Genomic DNA, 24,538 nt, shown 5'->3' with positions numbered 1-24,538 from the left:
TCAGTGCTTTCCTTGTGGCTGGCGATGCGCCTGCGCGTCACCGTCTTCGCCGGTGTAGCGGTTGCCCTCGACCGAGCGGCCGCCATTGATCATCATGTTGCGGTATTCTTCTTCCGTCATGCCGGTCATCGAGCCGGCCATCTGCTGGAAGCTCCTGCCGTCCGTCGCGCCGATCTTGGCCAGGAAGTAGATGTTGCCCCCCAGGCGAATGCACCAGTTCAGGTCGCGCGCCAGCACCGCCTGCTTCTGCTCCTCGCTCATCGCCCACTCGTCCAGGTAGGCCCGCTCGTCCGCCTTGAAGCGCGCGCGGTTCTCGGCTTTCATGAGGGACATGCAGAATTGGTTCAGCCAGTAACCCTTGCGCGACTGCTCGGCGTCGAAGACGACCGTGCCGGGCACGTCCAGGTAGGATTTATCGAGTGCCATGATCGGTCTCCTCCGGCCAGTACAGCCGCATGGGGTTATCGACGAGCAGCTTGCGCTGCAGTGCGGGCGTGGGGGCGATGTGGGGAATGATTTCCACCAGCAGTCCGTCGTCGGGCATATGGTCTTTCAGGTTCGGGTGCGGCCAGTCGGTGCCCCACAGGACGCGGTCCGGGAACTCCTCGACCACCCGGCGCGCGAAGGGAATGACGTCGCGGTAGGGCATGCGCTCGCCGTCGAGCGCCTTCGGGCCGGTCACGCTGAGGCGCTCCGGGCAGCTTACCTTACTCCAGACATTCGGGTGCTTGCGCATGAAGTCCAGGAACAGCGCGAACTCGGGGCCGTCGACGCCGCCGCTGACGTCGGGGCGGCCCATGTGGTCCACCACCACTGTGGTCGGCAGCGCGGAGAAGAAGTCCCACAGCTCGGGCAGGTCCTGGGCCTCGAAGTACACCACGACGTGCCAGCCGAAGCGGGCGATGCGGCCGGCGATTTCCAACAGCTCGTCCTTGGGGGTGAAGTCGACCAGGCGCTTGACGAAATTGAAACGCACGCCGCGCACGCCGGCGTCATGGAGAGCCTGGAGTTCCTCGTCGCTCACGGTACGGCGCACGGTGGCCACGCCGCGCGCCCTGCCCTTCGAGGCCAGGCAGGCGTCGACCATGGCGCGGTTGTCGGCGCCGTGGCAGGTGGCCTGCACGATCACGTTGCGGCTGAAGCCGAGGTGGTCGCGCAGGGCGAACAGCTGCTCGCGGCTGGCGTCGCAGGGCGTGTACTTACGCTCCGGCGCATAGGGAAAACGCTCGCCCGGGCCGAACACGTGGCAATGGGCGTCGACCGCGCCCGGGGGCAGGACGAACTGCGGTTTTGTCGGGCCGGCGTACCAGTCGAGCCAACCGGGGCTCTTGGCGAAGCTGGTGTCAGGATTCACTGCGTCTCCTACGATAATCGAATAATAAGGGGTCAAGCGGCCAGCGCGCGGGCCGGCACCATCACTTCCCCGCGCATGATCAGGCGCGCGGTACGCAGCAGGGCGGCGCGCACGACCTTGTTGGGGGTGACTGGATCCAGCTCGAGTTCGACGCTGAATTCGCCGGTCGGATGCTCGACCGAGATCGCCTTCACCTGCCCTTCCGGGACCACGGCCAGGCCCTCGGTCACCGAGCCGGGCAGCACACAGGCGGTACCGACCGTCACGGCCGCCAGCACGCCGATCGCGTCGTGACAGACATGGGGGATGAAGCTGCGCGTGCACAGGCTTCCGCCCGCGCGCGGCGCGGCAACCAGGGTCATCTTCGGGTAGTTCTTGCTGGTGACGTCGCCCAGGCCCATCGCATGCCCGCAGGCGATGCGCAGGCGCTCGATGCGTGCCTTGAGTGCGACATCCGCATTGAGCTCGTCGACGCTTTCGTAGCCGGTACGCTCCACGGCGTCGGCGCGGAACAGCACCAGCGGCATGCCGTTGTCGATGCAGCTCACCTCGACGCCGTCGATGGTGTCGCGCACCTGCCCGGTCGGCAGCAGGCTGGAACACACCGAGCCCTCGGTATCGAGGAAGTTGATGGTGATGGGTGCGGAGGTCCCCGGCACGCCGTCGATCCGCGCCTCGCCTTCGTAGGCGACCCGGCCGCCAGGTGTCTGGACCGTAATGTCGCACTGCATGTCGGTGTTCAGGGTGAGGACACGCAGCGTCGTGCTGTCGCCCTGCGCCTGCACGATGCCGCGCTCGAGGGCGAAGGGCACCACGGCGGCCAGCATGTTCCCGCAGTTGGGCGTGGTGTCGACCAGGTCCTTGTTCGGCTGCAGCTGGGCAAACAGGAAATCGAGATCGACGCCGGGCACGGCGCTCTTGCGGACGATGCCGACCTTGCTCGTCAGGGGGTGGGCGCCGCCGAGGCCGTCGATCTGCCGGGGATCCGGCGAGCCCATGACGGCGAGCAGGACCCGGTCGCGCGCCGCCGTCTCCGCGGGCAGGTCCGACTCGAGGAAGAAAGGCCCGCGCGAGGTGCCGCCACGCATGAAGAAGCTGGGGATAGCTGTTTGCATGATGAGGATTCTGCCTTGTCCGCGGGCTTCAGTCGATGTACTTGAGACCGGCCTGCTCGAGCGGACCGCGCATGTTGTACATGTCGAGCCCCAGCACGCCGGAAGCCAGCTTGGCGCGCTTCTCGCCTTCCAGGTCTTCGCGCTTCTGCGCCACCGCGGCCACGCGCGCCGCGTCCGCCGCCGGCACCACCACCACGCCGTCGTCGTCGGCAATGATCGCGTCGCCCGGGTTCACGAAGGCGCCGGCGCATATCACCGGCACGTTCACCGAACCGAGCGTCGACTTGATGCATCCCTTGGCGCTGATCGCCTTGCTCCATACCGGGAAACCCATCTCCTTCAGGATGCGCACGTCACGCACGCCGGCGTCGATGACCAGCGCCCGTGCCCCGCGCGCCATGAAGCTGGTAGCCAGCAGGTCGCCGAAGTAGCCGTCGCTGCATTCGGCGGTGATGCTTGCTACCACGATGTCGCCCGGCCGGATCTGTTCGGCCACCACGTGCATCATCCAGTTGTCGCCCGGGTGCAGCAGGACCGTCACGGCGGTGCCGGCAGCGGAGGCGCCAGGATAGATCGGACGCATATAGGGCTTCAGCAGGCCAACGCGGCCCATCGCTTCGTGCACCGTGGCGCTGCCGAGGCGGCCGAGCTGCTCGACCGCCGCAGGGTCGGCGCGCTCGATCTTGCGCTTGACGATGCCGAGCTGGTTCATCAGGGAGGTGCTCATGTTTACAGTCCTTTCTTTGTCAAGGCGGCGTCGAGGCGCGGATAGACATGGCGGGCATTGCCTTCGAAGATCTGGAAGCGGTCCTCAATGCTGATGTTCGCCGCCTCGACGTAGCGCTTGGTGTCGTCGTAATAGTGGCCGGTCTCCGGATCGATGCCGCGCACCGCGCCGATCATCTCGGAGGCGAACAGCACGTTCTTCGTCGGGATGACCTTGGTGAGCAGGTCGATGCCCGGCTGGTGGTAGACGCAGGTATCGAAGAAGATGTTATTCAGCAGGTGCTCGGACAGCAGCGGCTTCTTCATTTCCTGGGCCAGGCCGCGGAAGCGTCCCCAGTGGTAGGGAACGGCCCCGCCGCCATGCGGGATCAGGAACTTCAGGGTCGGGAAGTCCTTGAACAGGTCGCTGGTCAGGAATTGCATGAAGGCCGTGGTATCGGCGTTCAGGTAGTGCGAACCGGTGGTGTGGAAGCACGGATTGCAGCTGGTGCTCACGTGGACCATCGCCGGGATCCCGTATTCGACCATCTTCTCGTAGATCGGGTACCAGGACCGGCTTGATAACGGCGGCGCCGTCCAGTGGCCGCCCGAGGGGTCCGGATTCAGGTTGATGCCGACCATGCCGTATTCCTTGACGCAGCGTTCCAGCTCGGGAATGGAGGTCGCCGGGTCGACGCCGGGGGACTGCGGCAGCATGGCCGCGCCGATGAAGCTGTCCGGGAACAGCTGGGAGACGCGGTAGCACAGCTCGTTGCAGATGGCGGCCCAGGTGGCGCTGGTCTCGAAGTTGCCGATGTGATGGGCCATGAAGCTGGCGCGCGGCGAGAAGATCGTCAGGTCCGAGCCGCGCTCCTTCATCAGGCGCAGCTGGTTGGTCTCGATCGAATCGCGCAGCTCGTCGTCGCTGATCTTCAGCTCTGACACTTTGGGCCCCAGTTCCGGGGTGTTCAGGTTCGCGATCTGGCGATTGCGCCACTCTTCCAGCGCTTTCGGCGCGGTCGTGTAATGGCCGTGGCAATCGATGATCAGGGGCTTGCGCATGGGTGGTCTCCGGGTTCGCATTTCAATGTCGCGTTGATGTGGCAAGTATCCTTGCCGGGGTTCGCCCCGTGGTTGCGTTGTTTGCCTTAAACTGTTCCAATTTACTTATTACCCGCTCCGACACCATGCGCATCGTCAGCCTCCGCCATCTGCATGCCTTCCGCGTCGTCGCTGCCGTGGGGGGCATCCGGCGCTCGTCCGAATCCCTGTATCGCGCGTCGTCGGCGGTGGCGCGCTCGGTCGCCGCCCTCGAAGAGAGTCTCGGCGTGCAGCTGTTCGAGCGAAAGGGACGAGGGATGCTGCTCACCGCCGCCGGCGAGGTGGTCCGCCTGCGCGCCGAGCGCATCGAGGCCGAGCTGCAAGGCGTGCGCGACGATGCGGTACGTACGCAGGACCGGAACGGGCCGAAGGTCGGCGGCATCGAGGCACTGCTCAACGAGCGCCGCCTGCAGGCTGCGGCGCTGCTGGCCGAGGTTCACCACATGCCGACCGTCGCGCAGGCGATCGGCAGCTCGCAGTCGGCCGTCAGCCAGGCGATCGCGCGGCTGGAAGACATGCTCGGCCAGCCGCTGTTCCTGCGCACCGCGCACGGCATGCTGCCCACCGATGGCGGCCAGCGCTGGATCGAGCGCTTCGAACGTGTACTGGCCGAGCTGCGCCACATTCCCGAAGACGTGGCAGCCCTGGCCGGCGTCGTGCAGGGCACGGTGACGATCGGCGCGCTGCCGCTGGCGCGTTCCCAGTTGCTGCCGGCGGCGATCACGGCGGTCTTGCGGCGCCACCCGCGGCTGCATGTGCGCTCGCTCGAAAGTCCCTACGGCGAACTCACCGCCGGGCTGCTCAGCGGCCGCATCGACTTCATCGTCGGGGCCTTGCGCAGCAACCCCGGCGACGCCTTCGTCTCGCGTGCCCTGTTCGGGGACAAGGCGGCGCTGGTGGCGCGCGCCGGACATCCGCTGGCGGCAAGGAAGCGGCTGCGCATCGACGACCTGGCGGGCTATCCCTGGGTGCTGTCGCGCGCGGGCACCCCGGTGCGTGAATCGCTCGTCCATTTCTTCCGGAACCAGGGACTGGCGCCACCCGATCCGACGGTGGAAACGGGCGACCTGGCCCTGCTGCGCGGCCTGCTCGTCTCGAGCGACATGCTGACCGTGGTCTCTGCGCACCAGTTGCATTACGAGATCGAGACCGCGCAACTTGCCATGCTTCCTTTCGACATGCCCGGCATGGAGCGCTCGATCGGCATCATGACGCGCAAGGGTGCACTGCTTGCGCCCGGCGCCCGCGCGTTGCTGGACGAGATCGATTCCGTGAGCGCACTATGGCACCGGCAGTAAGCACTCAAAAGGCCCCGACGTAGTTCTCCGCCAGCGCCGTCGCCAGTGCGCGCGACGCCACCACGTTCTCCAGTTCGGCGCGCTGGACCTCGCGCTGGAAGGGCGAGGCATCGGCGAAGGTGTGCAGCATGCTGGTCATCCACCACGAGAAGTATTCGGCGCGCCAGACGCGCTTGAGCGCATCGTCGGTGTAGCGCTCCAGGCGATCGCTGCGGCCCTGCCTGTAGAACTGCTCCAGGCCCTGGGCCAGGAAATTCACGTCCGATACCGCCAGGTTCATGCCCTTGGCCCCGGTCGGCGGCACGATGTGGGCGGCGTCGCCGGCCAGGAACAGGCGCCCGGCCTGCATCGGCGTCGACACAAAGCTGCGCATGCCGACCACGTTCTTCTGGAAGATCTTCCCTTCGGTCAGGCGCCAGCCGTCGGCGCCCTCGGTGCGGGCATGCATCTCGGCCCAGATGCGGTCGTCCGACCAGTTGTCCACCGTGTCCTTCGGGTCGCACTGGAAGTACATGCGCTGCACCGTCGGCGAACGGGTGCTGACCAGCGCAAAGCCGCGCTCGTGGCGGGCGTAGATGAGTTCCGGCGCGGACGGCGGCGCCTCGACCAGGATGCCGAACCAGCCAAACGGGTAGATGCGTTCGTAGTCATTGCGTCCAGCCTGCGGCATGGCCGGGCGCGATACGCCGTGGAAGCCGTCGCAGCCGGCGATGAAGTCGGCATCGATACGAAACGCTGCGCCCTGGTGCACGAAGGTGACCGATGGATGCTCGGTGCCGGTGTCGTGCAGGCCCACATGGCGCACTCCGAAGAACATCTGGCCGCCGGCCGCCGCGCGCGCCGCCACCAGGTCCTTGATCACCTCGTGCTGGGCGTAGACGGTAATGGCCTTGCCGGTCAGCTCGTGCAGGTCGATGCGGTGGCGCTGCCCGTTGAAGGCCAGCTCGAAGCCGTGGTGCAGCGCGCCCTCCGCCCGCATGCGCGCGCCGACGCCGCTGTCGGTGAGGATGTCCATGGTGCCCTGCTCGAGCACGCCGGCGCGGATCGTCGATTCGATCTCCTCCCTGCTGCGCGTTTCGAGCACGACCGATTCGATGCCCTGCAGGTGCAGCAGGTGGGAAAGCAGCAGGCCCGCGGGGCCGGCGCCGATGATGGCGACCTGGGTGCGCATGATTGTCTCCGATGGGTGTTGGTATGGACCCATCGTAGTGCCGGACCTGCGCGAAAAGAATGGATGAAAGCGCAAATGACTTGTACTATTTTGACACCCGCAGGTTTTCACGATTCATTCCATGGCCAAGCCCCTTCCTCCCACCCGACTATCGCGCCCCTCGCGCGAGATCCCGCAGTTTGCCCTGTACGGCGAGCAGGCACAGGCCGACAGCGCGGAGGCCGTCCACATCGAACTGATCGAAACGCGCAGCCGCCTGTATGACTGGCACATCGGCACGCACGTTCACCGCGGCCTGTTCCAGGTACTTTTTTTATTCGCCGGCGAGGTAAGGGCGAGCATCGGCGACGAAGTCCGGGAATGCACCGGTCCGGTGGCGATCACCATCCACCCCGCGCTGGTGCATGGCTTCGATTTTTCGGAACAGGCGCAAGGCTATGTGCTCACCATCGACCAGCAGGTGCTGTTCGCCACCGCGCGCGACCATGGCGAGTTGTTCGCGCCCCTGTTCGTCGAGCCGCTGACGATCGCGCTGGCGCCCGGCGGCGCGACCCGTACGCGGCTGGAATCGCTACTGGAACAGCTGCTGCTCGAGGCGGCCGGGCCCCAGCCGGGCCATGAGCTGATCCTCGAATGGCTGGCGCGCGCCGCCCTGCTGCTGCTGGTGCGGGCCCAGGCCGAGCACCGCCTGGCCGACCAGTCCGGCCGTGGCGACTTCGCGCTGTACACGCGCTTTCGCGCTGAAGTCGAGGCGCGCTACAAGGAGCAGTGGCAGGTCGGCCAGTATGCGGCGGCGTTGCGGGTGACGCCGACCCGGCTGAACCGCCTGTGCCTGCGCATCGCCGGGCGCAGCGCCTTCGACATCGCGCAGGAGCGCCTGCTGCTGGAAGCCTGCCGCCAGCTGACTTACCTGCCGGCGGGCGTGGCGAGCATCGCCTACGAACTCGGTTTCCAGGATCCGGCCTATTTCAGCCGCCTGTTCAAGAAACGTTTCGGCGTCACGCCGAGGGAATACCGCCAGGCGCCGCAGCAGAGCGGCACCGAGGCCAGCTGAGACGTTTTTCAGGCCTTGAAGGACGCCAGCGCCGCGGCGCTGAACGGCGCCATCGGCAGCTCCTCGCGCGACGGCAGGCCGCGCGCGATTTCCAGCATGATCCCGCGCAGCCAGATATGGCATGGATCGTTTTCCTGGTACCGATGCCATTGCAGGCATTCGGCCAGCACCGGCAGCTCGTAGGGCAGCGGCAGCACGCGGATCGGCAGGCGGCGGGCGCAGGCAAGCGCCAGGCGGGTATGCATGGTCGCCACCAGGTCGGTGCCGACCAGGGCCGTCGCCATGCTGGTGAAGTCGAAGGTCGTGACGCGGATCTTGCGCTTGACGTTCTGGGCCCGCAGCATGAGCTCTTCCACGGTCGGCGAGCGTGGTCGGCCCAGCATCGGCGCGATGTGCATCATGCTTTCGTAGGTGGCCGCATCGAGGGTGTCGCCCACTTGGGTATTGCCTTCCCAGATGACGGCGCAGTAGTGGTCTTCGAAGAGCATCCGCTGCGGATGCTCGGGATCGAGGAAGTTACGTGGAATGATCAGGAAATCGTTCTCCCCCCGCCGCAGCTTTTCGGCCGCGTCCTCTGACAGCGACACCAGGTCCAGGGTCATGTTGGGTGCGTCGCGCAGCACGCGCGCCACCACCTTGTTGAGGAAGACCTCGATCGCGTAATCCGAGGCCATGATCTTCATGCAGCGCGTTTCGCGCGCGGGGTCGAAGCTGACGCGCATGCCGACCGTGGTGTGGATGTGCAGGATCAGGTCACGCACCGGGCCGACCAGCTGGCGCCCGAGCACCGTCAGCTCCATGTTGCGGCCGACCGCCGCCAGCAGGTCGTCCTCGAAAAACTCGCGCAGGCGCGCCAGCATGCCGCTCATCGCCGATTGGCTCACGTTCACACGGGCGGCCGCGCGCGTGATGTTCTGTTCCTCCAGCAGTGCGTCGAGCGCCAGCAGCAGGTTCAGGTCAAGCCTGTTGAATCGCATGTCTTGTCTCCAGCTTTCTGATGATACGTAAAACTTATTTCCTTACTGTATTTATCTTTGCCCCTCCTGTCACGAAAAAACGTCCGCGCCGGGCGTAAAACCGCGACGCGGACCCACTTGCTCATGTGGCCGACTAGTTACTGCGAACCTGCAGCGTCACCGGTCCGATCAGCCCCGACGGCCGCAGCGGCGCATCGGCGACGTAGGTCGGCGCCGCCGTGAAGCTCACTCTCTTTGCCCCCGGCTGGGCGTCGCCGACCATCCGGTTGACCCACAGGTTCGCCACCCGCACTTCCACGACATTGCTGCCCTCGACCACCAGCGCACCGATGTCGACCTGATAAGGCGGTTTCCAGGCGATGCCGGCCGGCTTGCCGTTGACCGAGACTTCCGCCACATCGCCCACCCGGCCGAGATCGAGCTTCATGGCGGCGCCCGGCGCGACGCCGGCAGGCAGGGTGAAGCTGCTGCGATAGACGGCGCTCCCTGAGAAGTACTTCACCTGCGGGTCGCTGCTGTCCGTCAGCGAGCCCAGGCCCGCGTTCACGATGGGCTGCGGCGCTCCCAGGCCGTCGAAGCGCAAGGTCCAGCCGCTCGCCAGCGTCGTCAGCGTCGACCATGCCGGCGTGGCCACGGTCAGCGCAGGCGCGGTGGCCGGCCGGCGGAACACGACAAAGACGGATTCGTTCGCCCCCAGCGCGAGCGGGACCGCCGTCCGCTTTCCTTCGCTGCGGTAGCTCGTGGCTTCGGTCTTCCCGCTATCGGCATGCCACAGGTCCGCCGCCTTGCCGCGCACATTGAAGCGCGCCTCGGTCGCGACCGCCTTCGCGCTGCGGTTGCTGACGAAATACAGGTCGCCATCGCCCAGCCGGCGATGGACGAACAGCAGCGGCGTGTCGCCCGGCGACGCGAATTCGACGTCGGGCTGCTGGCCGATCGACGCCAGCACGGATTCGACCTCGCGGCCGTTCACCACCCTGCCCTTGCCGACCCGTGTCTCCGGCGCGCCGCTCCACATACGCTTGACCAGTGCCTTGAACTGCTTCGGATCGTCGGCCAGCGCCGGCGAGGCGACGGGCGCCTGCCCGACGATGGTCGCGCCCGCGCCGGCCAGGGCGTGAATCCGACGCAGCGTCGCCAGCGTCATGCGGTGGCTGCTTCCGCCCAGGAAGAGCAGGCGGTAGCGCGCCCCGCTCTGCGCGACCAGGTCGCCGTCCTTCACCGACAATTTGTTCAGCAATGCGTCGGGGTTGACGAAGTCATAGGCGTAGCGGCGCGGCGCATCCGGCGGCTGCCCGTTCTTGTACAGGGCCACCAGGGGCGCTTCCTCGCCGTAGAAATAGGCGACGTCGGCGTAGAAGCGGCCCTGCTGCAGCAGGAAGGCGCTGCGCGCCATGTAGTCGACCCAGGGCCGCGCCATCTCGGCCCAGGTCTCGTTGCGGTTGAAGTACTGGCCGAAGATCGCCAGCGACAGGCCGGGCTTGCGGGCGTCGTCCAGCGGCTGGTGGACCGAGGTATGGATGACCGGCAGGTTGACCCCGTTGGCGAATTCCATGTCGATCATGGGACGCAGGTCGGCCGGCGAAAACGCCCAGGGCGACATCGCGCTGGTCAGCGATTCGGCGGCCACCAGGTTCTGCCCGTACAGGTGCGACACCGAGGCCGCGCCGCGCATGTCCGCGATGGCGGTGGGGTTCGGGCCATGCTCCGGACGGTAGGTCCACATCGCGGCCATCGGCACGTCGGCATGGCTGCGCATCGCCATGTCGTCGCCGAAGGTGACGCGGGCGGTTTCGAGGGCCTCGCCGTAGATCCGGATCCCCTTTTCGCGGCTGACCTTCGCCAGCGTGCCGTAGTGCTCGCTCGCCATGAGGTCGGCCAGGGTACGCCGGTAGTCGTACAGGAAGGCGTCGGTACGGGCGCGGTTACCGATGACGACGCCGGCCAGGGCCGGCAGCCATGGCCGCGCGTCGTAGCCGCGCAGGCGCCTGAACTGTTCCAGCATCCGGGGCGTCCAGTTGGCCGTGCCCACCTCGGTGCTGTCGGTGACCATGGCGCGCACGCCGCGTGCCCCGACCAGGTCCTTGCCCGCGGCCGCCTGGTACTTCCCGAGGTAGGTCTCGAGGTAGTCGCGCACCGCCCTGCCGTCGAACTTGTCCACCTCCAGGCCGGTGGCTTCGGGCGTGGCCGGATGGTTTTCGATGCCGGTCAGCGAATACCCGAGGCGCAGGATGCGCCACCTGCCCGGCGGCGGCGTCCACGCCAGCGTGCCGTCGCGCGCCACCTTGCCCGTCAAGTCGATGACGGCATCCGGCGCGATCCCTGCCTCGCCCCCATCGATGCCGGCATCGAGCGCGTAGTAGTCGTCCACGGTGGCAAAGCCAGCCTTGGCCTCGAACTGGTTCACCCTGGGCTGGGCCGACAGGGCCAACTGGCTCAGGCGCAAGGGCTTGGTTTTCCTGATCGCGCCGAAGGGGCCGGGGTCGGCGCCGGCCACCGGGATGAAGGCCGGCTTGAGCACCGGCGGATTGGCGCTGACCACGACCCGGAAGTGCGCCGCGGTCACGGGCGCGAAGCCCGCGGTGCCCGGCACCAGCTGCAGCGGAAGCTCGGCGACCTTGCGCCAGCCCTGCCCGTCGGTACTGGCTTCGAGCGTCGACGTATAGGCCGCCCGGTCGAAGATATTGGTCACGCCCTGGAAGAACAGCGTGGCCGAGCGCACGGTCTGCGGGGCGGGATAATCGAGGGTGATCACGATCGATTCGCCGGGCGCCGGCGCCGCGACTTCCACGATGTCGCCCTCCTCCAGGGTTTCCAGCGCGGCCGCGTCCACGGTCTTGCCGGCGACCCGGATGGTGGGCGTGGGCAGCGCCTCGGCCGGCGCCGGATAGGCGTAGACGCCGATGCTGTCGCCGAAGCGGGCCAGCGCCTTCGGGTCCGGGCGGTGTCCGATGATGTCGGGCAGGACGAAGATGTCCTGGAAGGGCCCGGTGGTCTGCGGCACCTCCGGCAGCTTCAGCCTGAGCGGCTTGCCGCCGTCCACGGTGGCGGTGCTCCACACCAGCTTCTTCATGCCGTCCTTCGGCTTCACCCAGGGGCCGCCGGTCTCGCTCCATCCCGGCGAGGCCGCGATGCCGAACTCCAGGCCCTTCTGCTCGGCCAGCTGCGCTGAATACCGGAAGGCGTCGGACCAGTCCGGATCCATGTAGACCAGGCGCTTCTCGACCAGCTGCGGCGTCATCATCTGGGCATCGAAATTCTGCATGCCGCCCAGGCCGGAACGGGCCATCCACTCGATGTCCTTGCGGATGCCTTCCTTGCTCACGTTCCCGTTCATCCAGTGCCACCAGACGCGCGGGCGCGCGGACTGGGGTGGATCGCTGAAGCCCGCAACGATGGGATCGGGGCCGGCGGCCGATGCCAGCCAGGGCGCGGCCATGAGCAGGATGGCGAGACGGATGCTGCGTTTGTCTATCACGTTCTTGTCTCCAGATTTTTTTTTAATGTGCGGCCTATGGATTGCGCACGAAGGCAAGCATCCGTCCCGCGAGCCGCTCGTCGCCGGTATTGATCGAATATACCTGCGACAGGTGATTGTGGCCGGGTACCACCGAGATCTGCGGCTGGAAGCCGTGCCGCGTGACCAGGCGCGCGAACAGCTCCCCTGCCTGCGCCTGCATCTGGACCGGGTCCAGTTCCGCATAGCTGATCGCCAGCGGGAAGGGTTCGGCGTCGATCTGGGCCACCGTCGACATCGTCCGGTAGTTCGCGAAATCCGGGCCGAAATAGGCTTCGTTGCGGGGGTCGGGCGTGGCGATGCCGAGCTGGCGGCGCGCCAGCAGTTCGAGTTCGGCGTTGTAGACGCCCGATGTCAGCCAGGCGCCGGCGATGCGCAAGCCTTCTGCCGGATGGAAGCGCCGCAGCAGGGTCGCGGCCGCGACGTGGGCAGCGCCCGCGGATTCTCCGGCCAGCACGATGTGCTCCGGGTCGCCGCCGTGCGCCGCCACATGGGAGCGGGTCCAGGCCAGCACCGCCGCCACGTCTTCGGCCCCGGCCGGCCAGCGGTGACGCGGCCCGAGACGGTAGTTGGGCAGCACCGCCAGCACGCCGTGGCGCGAAAAGTAGTGGCCGACGTGGTCGCGGTCGGCCTTGTCGCCGCGAATGAAGCCGCCGCCGTGCAGGAACACGACGACCGGCGCCGGCCTGGAGGCGCCGAGCGGCAGGTAGACGTCCAGCCGGTGGCGCTCATCCGGGCCATAGGCGATGTCGCTCACCACGGCGCCGCCGTGCGGCGTGTCGCGCAGCAGCGGCGCATACAGGGCCTTTGCCGCGGGCGGATCGATTACCGGGCCGGCGGCCCGGATCTGCTGTTCGAGGAGGTTTTGCGTCATCCAGCCTCCTTACAGCGCCGCCAGCGCCGGATCCTTGTGGAAGCGCCCGTCCTTCATGATGGCGCGCAGGCGGCTGCGGTCCTGCAGCACGGTGACGTCCGCCACCGGGTCGCCGTCGACCAGCAGCAGGTCGGCCAGGAAGCCGGGCCGGACTTGGCCCAGCTTGTCGCCCATGCCCATCAGTTCACCGCCCAGCATGGTGGCGGCCGACAGGGCTTCCTCCGGGGTATAGCCGAAATGCTGGACGAAGAGTTCGAGGTCGCGCGCATTGCGCCCGTTCGGGTTGAACGGGAAACCGTAGTCGCCGCCCGGCAGGATCTTCAGGCCGCGCCGCTTCAGCTCGGGAATCAGCTTCTTCTGCAATTCCAGCACCTCGGCGGCGCTGCGCTTCATGTGGCTCATGTCGAAGTGCGGCGGCGGCGCCGCGTCCAGGGTTGCCTGGATGATGCCGATCGCCGGCGCGATATAGATCTCGTCGCGCTTCGCCTCCAGCATGTCGAGCGCTTCTTCGTCGGCATAGGTGCAGTGGTACAGCACGCGGAAGTTGGCGCGCAGGGCCATCTTCACCGCTTCGGCCGCCTGGGCATGGCAGGCCAGCCAGACGCCGGATGCGCGTGCCTGCTCGCCGGCGGCGCTGGCTTCTTCCTGGGTGTAGAGCAGCTGCTGCGAGGCGCCGGGCATCAGCGCATCCTCGCCCGACAGCAGGAACTTCACCGACTTGGCGCCGAGCGTCGCGCACTGGCGGACGAAGGCGCGCATCGCTTCCGGTCCGCTGCCGTGGTCGGCCACCTCGCCCGGATCGAGTTCCGCATTGTCCTGGGGCGGCGAGCGTTCGATCGACGACGCCACCAGGCGCGGTCCCGGCATGCCGCCGCTGGTGATGAAGCTGTTGAGCACCACTTCAACCGTCTTGCTGAGCGCACCGGCCGAATAGGCGCTGGTGAAGCCATGGTCCAGCAGGATGCGCGCATTGCGCGCGGTGGTCAGCACCAGGTCTTCCGGCGGCAGCGACATGCCGGGCACGAAGCGCTCGACCGAACTCGGCCAGGACAGGTGGGCATGGGCTTCGACCAGGCCGGGCATCAGAGTCATCCCCTGCCCCTCGATCACGCGGTCGCCCGGCTGGGGAAGGATGCTGCCGTTGCCGACTTCGGTGATGCTGTTGCCCTCCACGCGCACGGCGCCGCAGCCGGGACGCAGCTGCGCTCCGTCGAAGATGCGTACGTTGTTAAAAATGATTCCGCCCACGTTGTTCTCTCCTCTGGTGTACGTCGTTTTTCTTGATCCAGGCTTCAGCTTAGCGGCGGCGCCGTGGCGGCCAAAGCCTAGTTTCGTGATACCTGCTATCGCTAGACGCCGTTGGCCTTGGCGATCTTCCCGAGTACGAAAGCGCTCGGCTTGATGGTCCGTTTCATGGTGCTGCGGTCGACGCCGATCAGGCCGAACTGCGGCCCATAGCCGAAGATCCACTCGAAGTTGTCGATCAGCGACCAGTGGATGTAGCCGCGCACGTCGATGCCGCTTTTCAGGCACTTCGCCACGCCGCCGACAGCGGTCTGGATGTAGGCGATGCGCTGGGCGTCGTCATTGGTCGAGATGCCGTTCTCCGTCACGTAGATCGGCAACTTCAGGTTCTGCGCCGTGTAGCGGATTGTTGCTTCCAGCGCCTGCGGGTAGAGCTCCATGTGGGCGGACGTGATCACGGCGTCCTTCGGCGGCTTGCGCACACCATCCGGTCCGATCAACTCGCGCGTATAGGTCTGCACGCCGATGAAGTCCCCATGACCTTCCAGGGCTTTGAACCATGGTTCGTAGGCGATCGCGCGCTTGCGCGCCACCATCGCTTCGCCGCCGTCCACCGCTTGGTCGTCGGCAATCGCGATCGACAGGCCGACCGGCAGCTGCGGGCGGACCGCTTTGATCGCCTGGTAGGCCAGCGCGTGCCCCTGCAGCAGGCCGGCCTCGATCTTCGCGAAGTCGCCGAAGATCCAGGCCGAGAACTTGCCGGTGCCGGTGGCCTTGCCGGCGTTGGCCAGCATCTCGCGCATGCGGGGATTGTCGGCCATGCCTGCCAGCGGGCCGGGGATGCCGAACAGCAGGCGCGGCAGGTTCGGCTCGTTGAAGGTGGTCGCGTAGTCCATCAGGTGGCCCAGGTGGCGGGCGACCTTGTCGCAGTAGCGCGCGAACAGCTGCGCTGCGCCTTCCGCTTCCCAGCCGCCGCGCGCGGCGAACCAGCGCGGGGTCACGAAATGGTTGAAGCTGACCATGGCCTTGATGCCGCGCTTGCGGCAGGCCTGCAGGACGTCGCGGTAGTGCTCCAGCGCCGCGACCGAGAACATCCCCTCCACCGGCTCGACGCGCGCCCATTCGATCGAAAAGCGGAAGGTGTTCATGCCCGTCGAGGCCAGCATGCCGATGTCCTGGTCGTACAGGCGGTAGTGGTCGACTGCGGAACCGGAGGGTTCCCTGAATTCGGAGGGCGTGGTGTTTTCCAGGAACCAGGCGTCGCTGTTGACGTTGTCGCCTTCCGCCTGGTGGCCGGCGATCGCCGCGCCCCACAGGAAGCCTTTCGGGAAGCTGCCGCCGGCTTTCGCCGCGGCCAGGCTGGCGCCCGGCAGCAGGGCGGCGCCGGCCAGCGCGGTGCCCATGCCCAGCAGTTTGCGGCGTGGTGCATTCAGTTCGTTCTTGATGTGTGCCATGCTTGTCTCGTCTCCTGTTATATGAACGTTTTATTTCAGTCGTTGCAGCAGCCCGGCCAGCATGGCGGCGATCGCCTCGCCGCTGTCCGCCACCCCATACACGTAGTGATCCGGGCGCACCAGCGCCGCGCGGCAGCGGTAGCGGTCGAACCAGGCGGCGAGCACGCCGTCGAGCTCCCCGGTCTGCAGGTAGTGCGGTCCGCTCGAAAAATCCTGCTCGCCCGGCGCCACGCAGGCCAGCATGCCGAGCGCGCCTGCCATCTCGGCCAATTCGGGCGGCAGCTGCTCGCGGCGCAGGCTGGTGACGATGCGCCAGCCGGAGCCGGCCAGTGCGTCCAGCAGCACCGGGCCGGCCGGGCCGTGCACGCGCGGCTGCGGGAACAGCACGCCGGTTGCGCTGCGCGCCTCGCTGTCGAGCAGGCCGCCGCTCAGGGACGGGATGATGTCCTGGCGCGGCACCGTCTTGATGGTGCCGCCGGCCGCCTCGAGCAGGCTGGCGTCGCGGGCCCGGGCGGCGCCGACGTCGCGCTCGCAGATGACGGCCCCGATTTCCTTGATGCGCGTGGTCAGGCGGCGCACGTGTTCGCGCCGTTCTTCGGCATAGGTATCGAGCAGTGCGTCGCTCGCTTCGCCGTCCAGCACCATGCGCAGCTTCCACACCAGGTTGGCGACGTCGCGTACGCCCTGGCACATGCCTTGCCCCAGGAAGGGCGGCTGCTGGTGGGCCGCGTCGCCGGCAATGAACACCCGCCCTTTGCGCCAGTCGCGCGCCACCAGGGCATGGAAGCGGTAGCTGGCCTGGCGCCACAGGGTGGCGTCTTCCGGCCCGATCCAGCGCCGCAGCACGCTCCAGGCGCCCTCTTCGGTCGCCATATAGGCCGGGTCTTCGCCCGGCAGCAGCGAGATCTCCCAGCGCCGGTGGTTTCCCGGTCCGATGACATAGGTACAGGGGCGTGCCGGCTCGCAGTACTGCACGCTGGTTGTCGGCAGCTTGGCCAGCCCGCGCTCGTTGACCTGGACGTCGATCACCAGCCAGGGTTCGTCGAACTGGAGGTCGTCGAGCTGGATGCCGACCGCTTCGCGCACGGCGCTCGAAGCGCCGTCGCAACCGATGACGTAGCGCGCATGCACGGTGCTGCGCTTGCCGTCGGCCCCGTCGAGGCGCACGCTGACATCGTCATCGTGCTGCTCCAGGCTGACGAAGCGCTGGCCCAGCGCCACGTCGACCAGCAGGTGGGACTGGACATGCGCGCGCAGCGCCTGTTCCACCGGCGGCTGGGTGAACACCATCGAGGGCGTATGGCCGAGCGGGTATGGCGGCGCCACGGTGGCCAGGCGCTTGATCAGCTGGCCGTCGACGCCGTAGTACTCGGAGGGTGTGAACGGTTCGCAGTACGGCGCAATGGCATCCTGCAGTCCGAGGTTCTGGAACACCCGCATGATCTCGTGGTCGAGGGCGATGGCGCGCGGCTTCGGATAGACCTCGTCGCTGCGGTCCACCACCAGGGTGCGCACGCCGGCCTGGGCCAGCAGCGCGGCGGCCACCGCGCCGGAGGGGCCGAAGCCGACCACCACCACGTCGTAGCCCGACTGGTCACGCAGGGTCGTCATGGCCGGATTTCGCTTTCGATACGGTTGACCAGCAGGCCGACGCCCTCGATCTCGATTTCGATGGTGTCGCCATCCTTCATCCACACCGGCGGCACGCGCGACTGGCCGACCCCGGCCGGGGTACCCATGGCGATCACGTCGCCCGGCTCCAGCGTCAGGCATTCGGACAGCAGCGCGATGGTCTCGGCCACGTCCCAGATCATGTCGGCCGTGTTCGCGTCCTGCATCACCTGTCCGTTCAGGCGCGACTGGATGCGCAGGCCGGCGCCGCCGGCCGGCAGCTCGTCGGCGCTGACCAAGGTCGGGCCGAGCGCGCCGGTACGGTCGAAGTTCTTACCGATCGTCCATTGCGGGGTGCGTTTCTGGTAGTCGCGCACCGAGATGTCGTTGAAGCAGGCGTAGCCGAACACGTAGTCCAGCGCGGCCTCACGCTGCACGTGGCGCGCGCGCTTGCCGATCACCACCGCCAGCTCGGCTTCCCAGTCGAGGCGTTCCGAGACCAGGGGCAGCGGAGAGCCCTCGCCATGCGCCAGCAGCGAAGTGGTGGCGCGCAGGAAGAACCACGGGTAGGTCGGCTTGTCGCGGCCGCTCTCGGCGGCGTGGTCGTAATAATTCAGGCCCAGGCAGACGGTCTTGCCCGGCTCCGGCACCACCGGCGCCAGCGCCAGGCCGGCCAGCGGCTGGCGGTCGGCTGGCCCAGCCAGTTCGATGGCGCGGCGCGCCGCCGCGACCAGGTCGACGCCGGCCAGCAGCGCGGCGCGGATATCGCTGGGCACCTCCGGCAGCACGCGGTTCAGGTCGATCACGCTGTCCCCGTCGAGGACAGCCAGGCGGGCGGCGCCGTCAGGGGTGCGGTAAGTCGTGAATTTCAAGGTCTTCTCCTGTCTTGGCTTAGTGTTCGATGAAGCGGATTTTTTTCTGGGCCTGCTTGATGCGGTCGGAGGGCGGCTTCGACACGCCCCACTGGTCGAAGCGTCCTGCCGGCCAGGTCCAGTCCGAGGGTCCGCCGGTCTGGTAGCTGTCGTCGACCTGCAGCACGTCGGCGGTGTACTCGATGACGAAATCGTCCGGACCGACGAAGTACGAGAACACGTTGTTGCCGGGGCCGTGGCGGCCCACGCCCCACTCGATCGGCCAGCCGGCATCAAGCATGCGCCCGGCGCCGCGCATCACGGCGTCCAGGTCCGGCATCACGAAGGCGATGTGGTTCAAGGTGTCGGAATCGGAATCGGCCAGCGCGATGCTGTGGTGGTCGCTGTTGCAGCGCATGAAGGCCATGATCTTCGTGCGGTCCGACAGGCAGAAGCCGAGCGCCTCTTCGAAGAAACGCTGGGCCACGGCGACGTCGGCGCTGTTGAACACGACGTGGGTGATGCGCTCCGGTGCGTCGCGCTGTGCGACGCCGGGATGGCGCGCATCGCCGTGCACGAAACGCAGGATCCTTCCTTGCGGATCGGCGATGACGACGGCCGTGCCGCCGCCCGGCTCCTCGACCGGCTGCGGACCGGCCAGCACGCGGCCGCCATGCTGCTGGGTGCGCGCCGCAATCGTCTCGAGGTCGGCCGCGGCGGCGACGCTGAAGCTCACGTTGCGCACCTCCGGCTTGCTGCTGCGATGCAGCGCCAGGATGTGGTGGAAGCTGCCCGAGCCGCGCAGGTAGGCTGCGTCCGGCGTGCGCGCCACGGTTTCCAGGTTCCAGGTGCTGGTATAGAAGCGCTCGGCCGCCTCGAGGTCGGTGACGCCGATGGCGATGCTGCGCAGTTGGCCGGCTGGGGATGCTGGCATGGGGACTCCTTATGCGTCGATGCCGAGCGCGAGGAAGCGCGCGGCGTTATGGGTTGTCAGTTGTGCACGTACCTCCAGGTCGGCAATCGCAGTGGCGATGCTCTCGACCGGGCGCGCGTCGTGGAAGGCGAAGGGGTAATCGGTGCCGATCATCAGCTGGCTCGCGCCGAAGCGCTCCACCAGTTGGTTCAGGGTAGCCGGATCGAACACCAGGGTGTCGTAGTAGAGCCGGCGCGCCTGCTCGGACGGGCTCACGGGCATGGCCTCGAGCAGCTCCGGGAACACCTTGCGCGCCTGCTCCAGGCGCGGCAGCAGCATCGCCAGGGTGCCGCCGCCGTGGCTGAAGGCCATGCGCAGGCCGGGGTGGCGCCCCATCAGGTTCATCGTCAGCACCGAGGCCGCGGCCAGGCCGACGTCGGTCGGATAGGCCAGTGCCGGCAGCAGCTTGGCCGGGCCGACCAGGCGCTCGGTGCCAGCGGGTTTCAGCGCATGCACGAACACGGCCACGCCTTTCTCGGCGCAGGCAGCGAAGAACGGGGCGAATTCCGGCGCGCCGGGCGGCTTGCCATTGATGTTGCTGCCGATTTCGACAGCGCGGAAGCCCAGCTTGTCGGAAAGATAATCAAGTTCGGCCAGCGCCAGGTCCATATCCTGCAAGGGCACCGCCCCCATGCCGACCAGGCGGCCGCCGGACAGCGCCGCCATCTCCGCGATCTGCTCGTTCACATAGCGCAGCAGCTGGGCCGCGGCATGCGGCTCCATCCAGTAGGACAAGAGTTCGGGCATCGGCGAGATCGCCTGGTGCGACAGGCCCATGGGCTCCATGTCCTCGATGCGCCGGCTCGGGTTCCAGGCGCGCTCCGAGACCGTGCGGTAGACCTTCCCGGACACCATCACGTGGCGGTGGCAGGCATGGGCCGGCACCATCGACGGCCAGTCGGCGGGAATCGCATTGCCGAGGTAACGCGGGAAATCATGCGGGATCACGTGCGCGTGCACGTCGATGCCGCAGGCGCAAGCGGGCGTGTGTCGCTGCAGTCCGGTCATGCCGCTGCCATTCCGATGGCGGTGACACCGGCGATGCAGATCGCTTCGTCTTCCTCGCCGCTGCCGCCGCTGGCGCCGACCGCGCCCACGACTTCACCGTCGGGTCCCTTGATCACTACCGCGCCGGTCTGGGGGATGAACTTGCCGTTGCTGTTGGCGGACAGCGCGTTGAAGAAGGCCGGGTTGCCCTGCGCGCGTCCGTGCAGCACGCGGCTCGACACGCCCATGCCGACCGCCGCCCATGCCTTGCCGCCGGCGATATCGACCCGCAACATGCTTGCCCCATCTTCGCGCTGCAAGCACACGGGGTGGCCGGAGGCATCCAACACCACTACCGCCACTGGCGGCATGCCGGCGCGACGCGCGGCGAACAGGGCTTCGCTGACGATACGGTTTGCCTGCACCAGGCTCAAGGCACCGTGATTGTTCATTTCAATCTCCATCTCAGATCGTTTGTGCGGCGGCGGCGCCGGCCCGGCGCGCCACCAGCGAGAAAAACAGGGTCGCCGCGGCGCCCACCCCTACCGCCAGCATCGCCAGGCCATCGAAGCCCGCGCGCATCGCCACCGCGCCTGCCAGCGCCGGACCGATCGCCGAGCCGGTCATCATCATGGCCGGGGTCGAGGCCAGCGCGCGTCCGCTCGGGTCGAGCCTTGCGATCAGGCCGAACAGGAAGGTGTGCATGAAGATCAGCACCGCCGCGTACACGCTGGCGGCCAAGGCATAGCCGGTATAGCCCGTGGACTGGCTGATGGCGACCGCCAGGATGGCCTGCAGGGGCGCCGCCACCAGCGCGACGCGCACCGGATTCAGGCGCTTCTGGAGCAGACCCGCGATCGCGGCCGGCAGCAGGTTGACCAGGCCGCATACCACCAATAACTGATTGACCTGCTCCTGGCTGAAGCCGCGCATGATGCCGACCCGGTCCAGCATGCTGTAGGTGAGCGCCTGGTTCAGCGCCATGCTGCTGACGCCGAAGATCGCCCACCATGCGGCGCGCGGCAGCGGCGCGGCGGCGCCAGCCTGTTCCGCGCGGCTGGCCACCTGGGGGAAGCCCAGCGCAGCCAGGGCCGCCAGCGCCATGAGGCCTGCAAACACTTTAAAGAGCACGCTGCCGCCGTGGGCGGCGATCGCAGGCGGCACCGCCGCATAGAAACCTACCGCGGCCACGCCCAGGGCCGTGCCGACGATGGCGAACAGCTTGTGCGGATTGCCGCTCCTGCCGATGGTGCCGTGCGTGACCGACAGCGCCATCCCGGCGGCGCAACCGGCAACCAGGTGCAGCCCGGCGAGTACCGGGAAGCTGGTCGCCTGGGCGGCGCCGAAAAATGCCAGGGCGGCGACGCCGTAGCCGCCAACGACGCAGGCCAGGCGCGGCAGCCGGTTGAAAATCGGCGCCGCGAACAGGCTGGCCGCGACCGCACCAAGCAGGAAGGCGGTCACGATCATGCCCGCATGTTCGAGGTCGAAGCCGTAGTGCTGCACCAGGGCGCCGACCCAGACCGGCAGCGCCACCAGGTCGACCATGCCGACGAAGTGGCAGAGCATGAGGATGGCGCGACCGCGTCCACTGTCCGGGCCGCGGCCGGGAGGAAGGATGTGCATGGGATGTCTCCGTTATCGTTTGAAAGCAACGATAGCAGCGGCGGTGCCTGCACCGAAGGCCAGAGTTTCAATACGACGTATCAGCGTTTGCGATTGATCGGCGATTTGATCATCACCTTCGCCGGGCGATAGCTGGTATCACGGATTACGACTTCAGATCGGCCGCCGGCCATGCCTATACTCGATTCGACTGAGCTGGAGCGCAAGACTCCGGACCATCCCCAGGAAAGACCAACGACAACACGCCGTCCCACGGGACCGGCATATAACAGGAGACGACATGCCCTCACCGCGTACCCCATCCGCGCTTGGACCATTGACTGTATTGAGCGTAAGCCTTGCGGCGATCTGGAACCCCGCCTTCGCCCAGTCGGACGCCAGCGGCGCCTCGCCGGCCGCCGTCAAGAAAGCCGAGCAAGGCATCGAGACCGTGGTCGTGACCGCGCAGAAGCGCGCCCAGAGCATCAAGGAAGTGCCGGTCGCGATCACGGTCGTGAACGCGGCCCAGCTGGAGCGCGCCGGCGTCAAGGACATCGGCGACCTGGCCAAGACCGCTGCGGCGCTCGAATTCGGCGACCAGCAGTCGACCAGCGGCCCGGGCGGCAGCGCCTCGATCCGCGGCATCGGCACCGCCGTGATGACGGTATCGGCCGAAAGCTCGGTCGGCGTGGTGGTCGACGGCGTTCCCCAGGGCTCGACGGCGAGCGGCCTGATGCTGGACCTGGCGCGGGTCGAGGTGCTGCGCGGTCCGCAAGGCACGCTGTTCGGCAAGAACGCCTCGGCCGGTGTGCTGAACATGTCGACCCAGGCCCCGATCATCGGCGATTCCGGTGGCAACGTGGCGCTCGAATTCAAGGGCAAGTACGGCAGCGCCATCCGCGCCACCGCGAATGTGCCGCTGAACGACATCTCGGCCCTGCGCGTATCCGGGATCGCCGAACGTAACGAAGGCGTCTACCACAACGTTCACACGGGCAAGGACAGCGTCACCGACAACGGCGGCCTGCGCCTGCGCTACCTGCTCAAGCCGAACAGCGACCTGGCCGTCAACCTGATCGCCGAAGCCTCGAACTCGAAAAGCAAGAACGCCGTATTCTTCGCGCCGGCCATCGCCAACGCCGTCAACACGGCCGGCAACCACCGTCCGCTGAGCGAATTCGCCGCCTGCGGCGTGACCGTCTCGCGCACCAACAACGAAGTCTGCTCGGACGGGCCGGAACTGTCGCGCGCCCAGGTGCGCGGCTTCTCCGGCCAGGTCGACTGGACTCTCGCCGGCGGCAACACCCTGACCTCGATCACCGCCTACCGCACCCGTGAGGTCGGCCCCAACTACGCCTCGATCGATATGTCGGAAGGCTACGACAAGATCCGCAACCTGACCCCGATCCAGGACGCGAAGCAGTTCTCGCAGGAGCTGCGCATCGCTTCGCCCGCCAAGCAGCCGATCGAATACGTGGTCGGCCTGTTCTACGCCGATTCGTCCTTCGACAAGCAGACCATCACGACCATCCTGCCAAATCCCGCGCTGCCTTCGCCGCCGGTGCCGCGCTCGATCGTCAACGACACGACGGAATCCGCGAACGTCACCACCAGCGCGCTGTTCGGCCAGACCACCTTCCGCCTGAGCGAAGCGACCAGCCTGATTGCCGGCCTGCGCTACACCCGCGACCGCGTCGACAGCGACTACCTGTTGAACAGCGTGGTCCGCTTCGCCCCGTTCGCGCTGCCGGCCAGCGTCAAGAGCGCCAGGGGCGACGCACGCGAAACCAACATCTCGGGCAAGGTGGGCCTGCAGCACACGGTCTCGCGCGACGCCAATCTGTATGCCACCCTGAGCCGCGGCTACAAGGGCCCGCAGATCGACAACGATTCGGCGGTGGCGGCAGCCGCCACTGCCGGCAGCTACACCGGCAAGCTGGTACGGCCGGAACTGCCGACCAGCTTCGAAGTGGGCACCAAGCTGTCCTTCCTGGAGCGCCGCCTGGACGTCGACCTGGCCGCCTTCCACACCAAGATCAAGGACTTCCAGGAGCAGAACTGCACCCTGACCGCGGTCGGCGCCCTGAGCTGCATCCCGCTGAACGTGCCGGAAGTGACCAGCAAGGGCATCGAGGCCGACATCCGCGCGCGTCCCCTGCCCCAGCTGCAGCTCGGCATGAGCCTGGCCATGATCCTCGGTACCGAGTACCCGGCCGGCTTCGTCTTCGACAACAACAACGTAGGCGGCCAGCGCCTGCTGTACTCGCCGAAGAACAAGGCCACCTTCTCCGCCGACTACAGCTGGGACCTGCCGGGCGACTACGAGCTGCGCCTGGGAGGCGACCTGGTCTACAAGAGCCGTGTGCGCTTCTGCAATTCGAACGACATCGATTGCAGCTTCCGCGGCCACACCATCTCCTCGCTGCGCCTGTCGCTGCGTTCGCCGGACGATACCTGGAGCGTCAACCTGTACGCGCGCAACCTGAACGACACGCGCGTGCCGAACGCCATCATCTACCCGCTGCCGGGCAAGGGCGCCGGCTCGGGCTTCGCGTACGGCCTGGGCGAGAACTCGTTCCGCCGGGTCGGCGTGTCGCTCGATTACCGTTTCTGACGCGAAGTGATTCCCTTTCGCCGGTGGGGCTG

The 24,538-nt window shown here is 67.5% G+C and carries 20 protein-coding genes; 3 read left to right on the top strand and 17 right to left on the bottom strand.

The window, feature by feature from the left end:
• The 5 genes from ligA to ACSQ25_RS09445 are packed head-to-tail and all read right to left on the bottom strand — an operon-like array spanning nucleotide 1 to nucleotide 4,224.
• Nucleotides 1–426, bottom strand: a complete 426-nt coding sequence (gene ligA / locus ACSQ25_RS09465) for a protocatechuate 4,5-dioxygenase subunit alpha (protein WP_436105438.1) — start codon at nucleotides 424–426, stop codon at nucleotides 1–3.
• A complete protein-coding gene (locus ACSQ25_RS09460; protein ID WP_436105437.1) occupies nucleotides 413–1,354 on the bottom strand; it encodes an amidohydrolase family protein in 942 nt (313 codons plus the stop codon). Before ACSQ25_RS09460 ends, ligA begins: the two co-directional genes overlap by 14 nt.
• 32 nt (nucleotides 1,355–1,386) lie before the next feature.
• Nucleotides 1,387–2,469: a 4-oxalomesaconate tautomerase gene (locus tag ACSQ25_RS09455; protein WP_436105436.1), complete on the bottom strand. Its 1,083-nt coding sequence runs from the start codon at nucleotides 2,467–2,469 to the stop codon at nucleotides 1,387–1,389.
• A 28-nt stretch (nucleotides 2,470–2,497) separates the two neighbouring features.
• Nucleotides 2,498–3,181, bottom strand: a complete 684-nt coding sequence (ligK, locus tag ACSQ25_RS09450) for a 4-carboxy-4-hydroxy-2-oxoadipate aldolase/oxaloacetate decarboxylase (protein WP_436108045.1) — start codon at nucleotides 3,179–3,181, stop codon at nucleotides 2,498–2,500.
• 17 nt (nucleotides 3,182–3,198) lie between these two features.
• Entirely contained in the window at nucleotides 3,199–4,224 is a 1,026-nt protein-coding gene (locus ACSQ25_RS09445; RefSeq protein ID WP_436108044.1) for an amidohydrolase family protein, read from the bottom strand.
• Nucleotides 4,225–4,361: 137 nt separating this feature from the next.
• Between ACSQ25_RS09445 and ACSQ25_RS09440 the strand changes: the two genes are divergently transcribed.
• Nucleotides 4,362–5,573: a LysR family transcriptional regulator gene (locus ACSQ25_RS09440; protein WP_436105435.1), complete on the top strand. Its 1,212-nt coding sequence runs from the start codon at nucleotides 4,362–4,364 to the stop codon at nucleotides 5,571–5,573.
• 4 nt (nucleotides 5,574–5,577) lie between these two features.
• On the opposite strand, the gene ACSQ25_RS09435 is transcribed toward ACSQ25_RS09440, so the two are convergent.
• A complete protein-coding gene (locus ACSQ25_RS09435; protein ID WP_436105434.1) occupies nucleotides 5,578–6,744 on the bottom strand; it encodes a 4-hydroxybenzoate 3-monooxygenase in 1,167 nt (388 codons plus the stop codon).
• Between the two features lie 121 nt (nucleotides 6,745–6,865).
• On the opposite strand from ACSQ25_RS09435, the gene ACSQ25_RS09430 reads away from it, so the two are divergent.
• On the top strand, nucleotides 6,866–7,798 hold the full coding sequence (locus ACSQ25_RS09430; RefSeq protein ID WP_436105433.1) for a helix-turn-helix domain-containing protein: 933 nt from the start codon (nucleotides 6,866–6,868) through the stop codon (nucleotides 7,796–7,798).
• Nucleotides 7,799–7,806: 8 nt separating this feature from the next.
• Here ACSQ25_RS09430 and ACSQ25_RS09425 read toward each other — a convergent pair whose 3' ends face one another.
• The 11 genes from ACSQ25_RS09425 to ACSQ25_RS09375 all read right to left on the bottom strand — a co-directional run bounded on the left by ACSQ25_RS09425 (nucleotide 7,807) and on the right by ACSQ25_RS09375 (nucleotide 21,913).
• Nucleotides 7,807–8,775 carry a LysR family transcriptional regulator gene (locus ACSQ25_RS09425; RefSeq protein ID WP_436105432.1) on the bottom strand — a complete coding sequence of 323 codons (969 nt, stop codon included), beginning with the start codon at nucleotides 8,773–8,775 and terminating at the stop codon, nucleotides 7,807–7,809.
• A 133-nt stretch (nucleotides 8,776–8,908) separates the two neighbouring features.
• On the bottom strand, nucleotides 8,909–12,253 hold the full coding sequence (locus tag ACSQ25_RS09420) for a glycosyl hydrolase (RefSeq protein ID WP_436105431.1): 3,345 nt from the start codon (nucleotides 12,251–12,253) through the stop codon (nucleotides 8,909–8,911).
• Between the two features lie 34 nt (nucleotides 12,254–12,287).
• Nucleotides 12,288–13,166: an alpha/beta hydrolase gene (locus tag ACSQ25_RS09415; RefSeq protein WP_436105430.1), complete on the bottom strand. Its 879-nt coding sequence runs from the start codon at nucleotides 13,164–13,166 to the stop codon at nucleotides 12,288–12,290.
• A gap of 9 nt (nucleotides 13,167–13,175) precedes the next feature.
• Nucleotides 13,176–14,414, bottom strand: a complete 1,239-nt coding sequence (locus ACSQ25_RS09410) for an amidohydrolase family protein (protein WP_436105429.1) — start codon at nucleotides 14,412–14,414, stop codon at nucleotides 13,176–13,178.
• Between the two features lie 101 nt (nucleotides 14,415–14,515).
• Entirely contained in the window at nucleotides 14,516–15,865 is a 1,350-nt protein-coding gene (locus tag ACSQ25_RS09405; protein WP_436105428.1) for a glycoside hydrolase family 1 protein, read from the bottom strand.
• Between the two features lie 30 nt (nucleotides 15,866–15,895).
• Nucleotides 15,896–17,476, bottom strand: coding sequence for a bifunctional 3-(3-hydroxy-phenyl)propionate/3-hydroxycinnamic acid hydroxylase (locus ACSQ25_RS09400; RefSeq protein WP_436105427.1), 1,581 nt, complete (start codon nucleotides 17,474–17,476; stop codon nucleotides 15,896–15,898).
• On the bottom strand, nucleotides 17,473–18,348 hold the full coding sequence (locus ACSQ25_RS09395) for a fumarylacetoacetate hydrolase family protein (RefSeq protein ID WP_436105426.1): 876 nt from the start codon (nucleotides 18,346–18,348) through the stop codon (nucleotides 17,473–17,475). Before ACSQ25_RS09395 ends, ACSQ25_RS09400 begins: the two co-directional genes overlap by 4 nt.
• A 19-nt stretch (nucleotides 18,349–18,367) precedes the next feature.
• Nucleotides 18,368–19,261: a VOC family protein gene (locus ACSQ25_RS09390; RefSeq protein ID WP_436105425.1), complete on the bottom strand. Its 894-nt coding sequence runs from the start codon at nucleotides 19,259–19,261 to the stop codon at nucleotides 18,368–18,370.
• Between the two features lie 9 nt (nucleotides 19,262–19,270).
• Nucleotides 19,271–20,308: an amidohydrolase family protein gene (locus ACSQ25_RS09385; RefSeq protein ID WP_436105424.1), complete on the bottom strand. Its 1,038-nt coding sequence runs from the start codon at nucleotides 20,306–20,308 to the stop codon at nucleotides 19,271–19,273.
• Complete coding sequence (locus ACSQ25_RS09380) at nucleotides 20,305–20,739, bottom strand: GlcG/HbpS family heme-binding protein (RefSeq protein WP_436105423.1); 435 nt, start codon at nucleotides 20,737–20,739, stop codon at nucleotides 20,305–20,307. The genes ACSQ25_RS09385 and ACSQ25_RS09380 overlap by 4 nt, the downstream gene beginning before the upstream one ends.
• Nucleotides 20,740–20,752: 13 nt before the next feature.
• A complete protein-coding gene (locus ACSQ25_RS09375; RefSeq protein WP_436105422.1) occupies nucleotides 20,753–21,913 on the bottom strand; it encodes an MFS transporter in 1,161 nt (386 codons plus the stop codon).
• A gap of 325 nt (nucleotides 21,914–22,238) precedes the next feature.
• Between ACSQ25_RS09375 and ACSQ25_RS09370 the strand changes: the two genes are divergently transcribed.
• Nucleotides 22,239–24,506: a TonB-dependent receptor gene (locus tag ACSQ25_RS09370; RefSeq protein ID WP_436105421.1), complete on the top strand. Its 2,268-nt coding sequence runs from the start codon at nucleotides 22,239–22,241 to the stop codon at nucleotides 24,504–24,506.
• Nucleotides 24,507–24,538 lie beyond the last annotated feature (32 nt).

It is taken from the genome of Massilia sp. LjRoot122, from assembly GCF_964252725.1.
In the GTDB taxonomy this organism is placed as follows: Bacteria; Pseudomonadota; Gammaproteobacteria; order Burkholderiales; family Burkholderiaceae_D; genus Telluria.
Note: the sequence above shows the minus strand (reverse complement) of the source record. Positions and strands in the feature narration are given on the sequence as shown.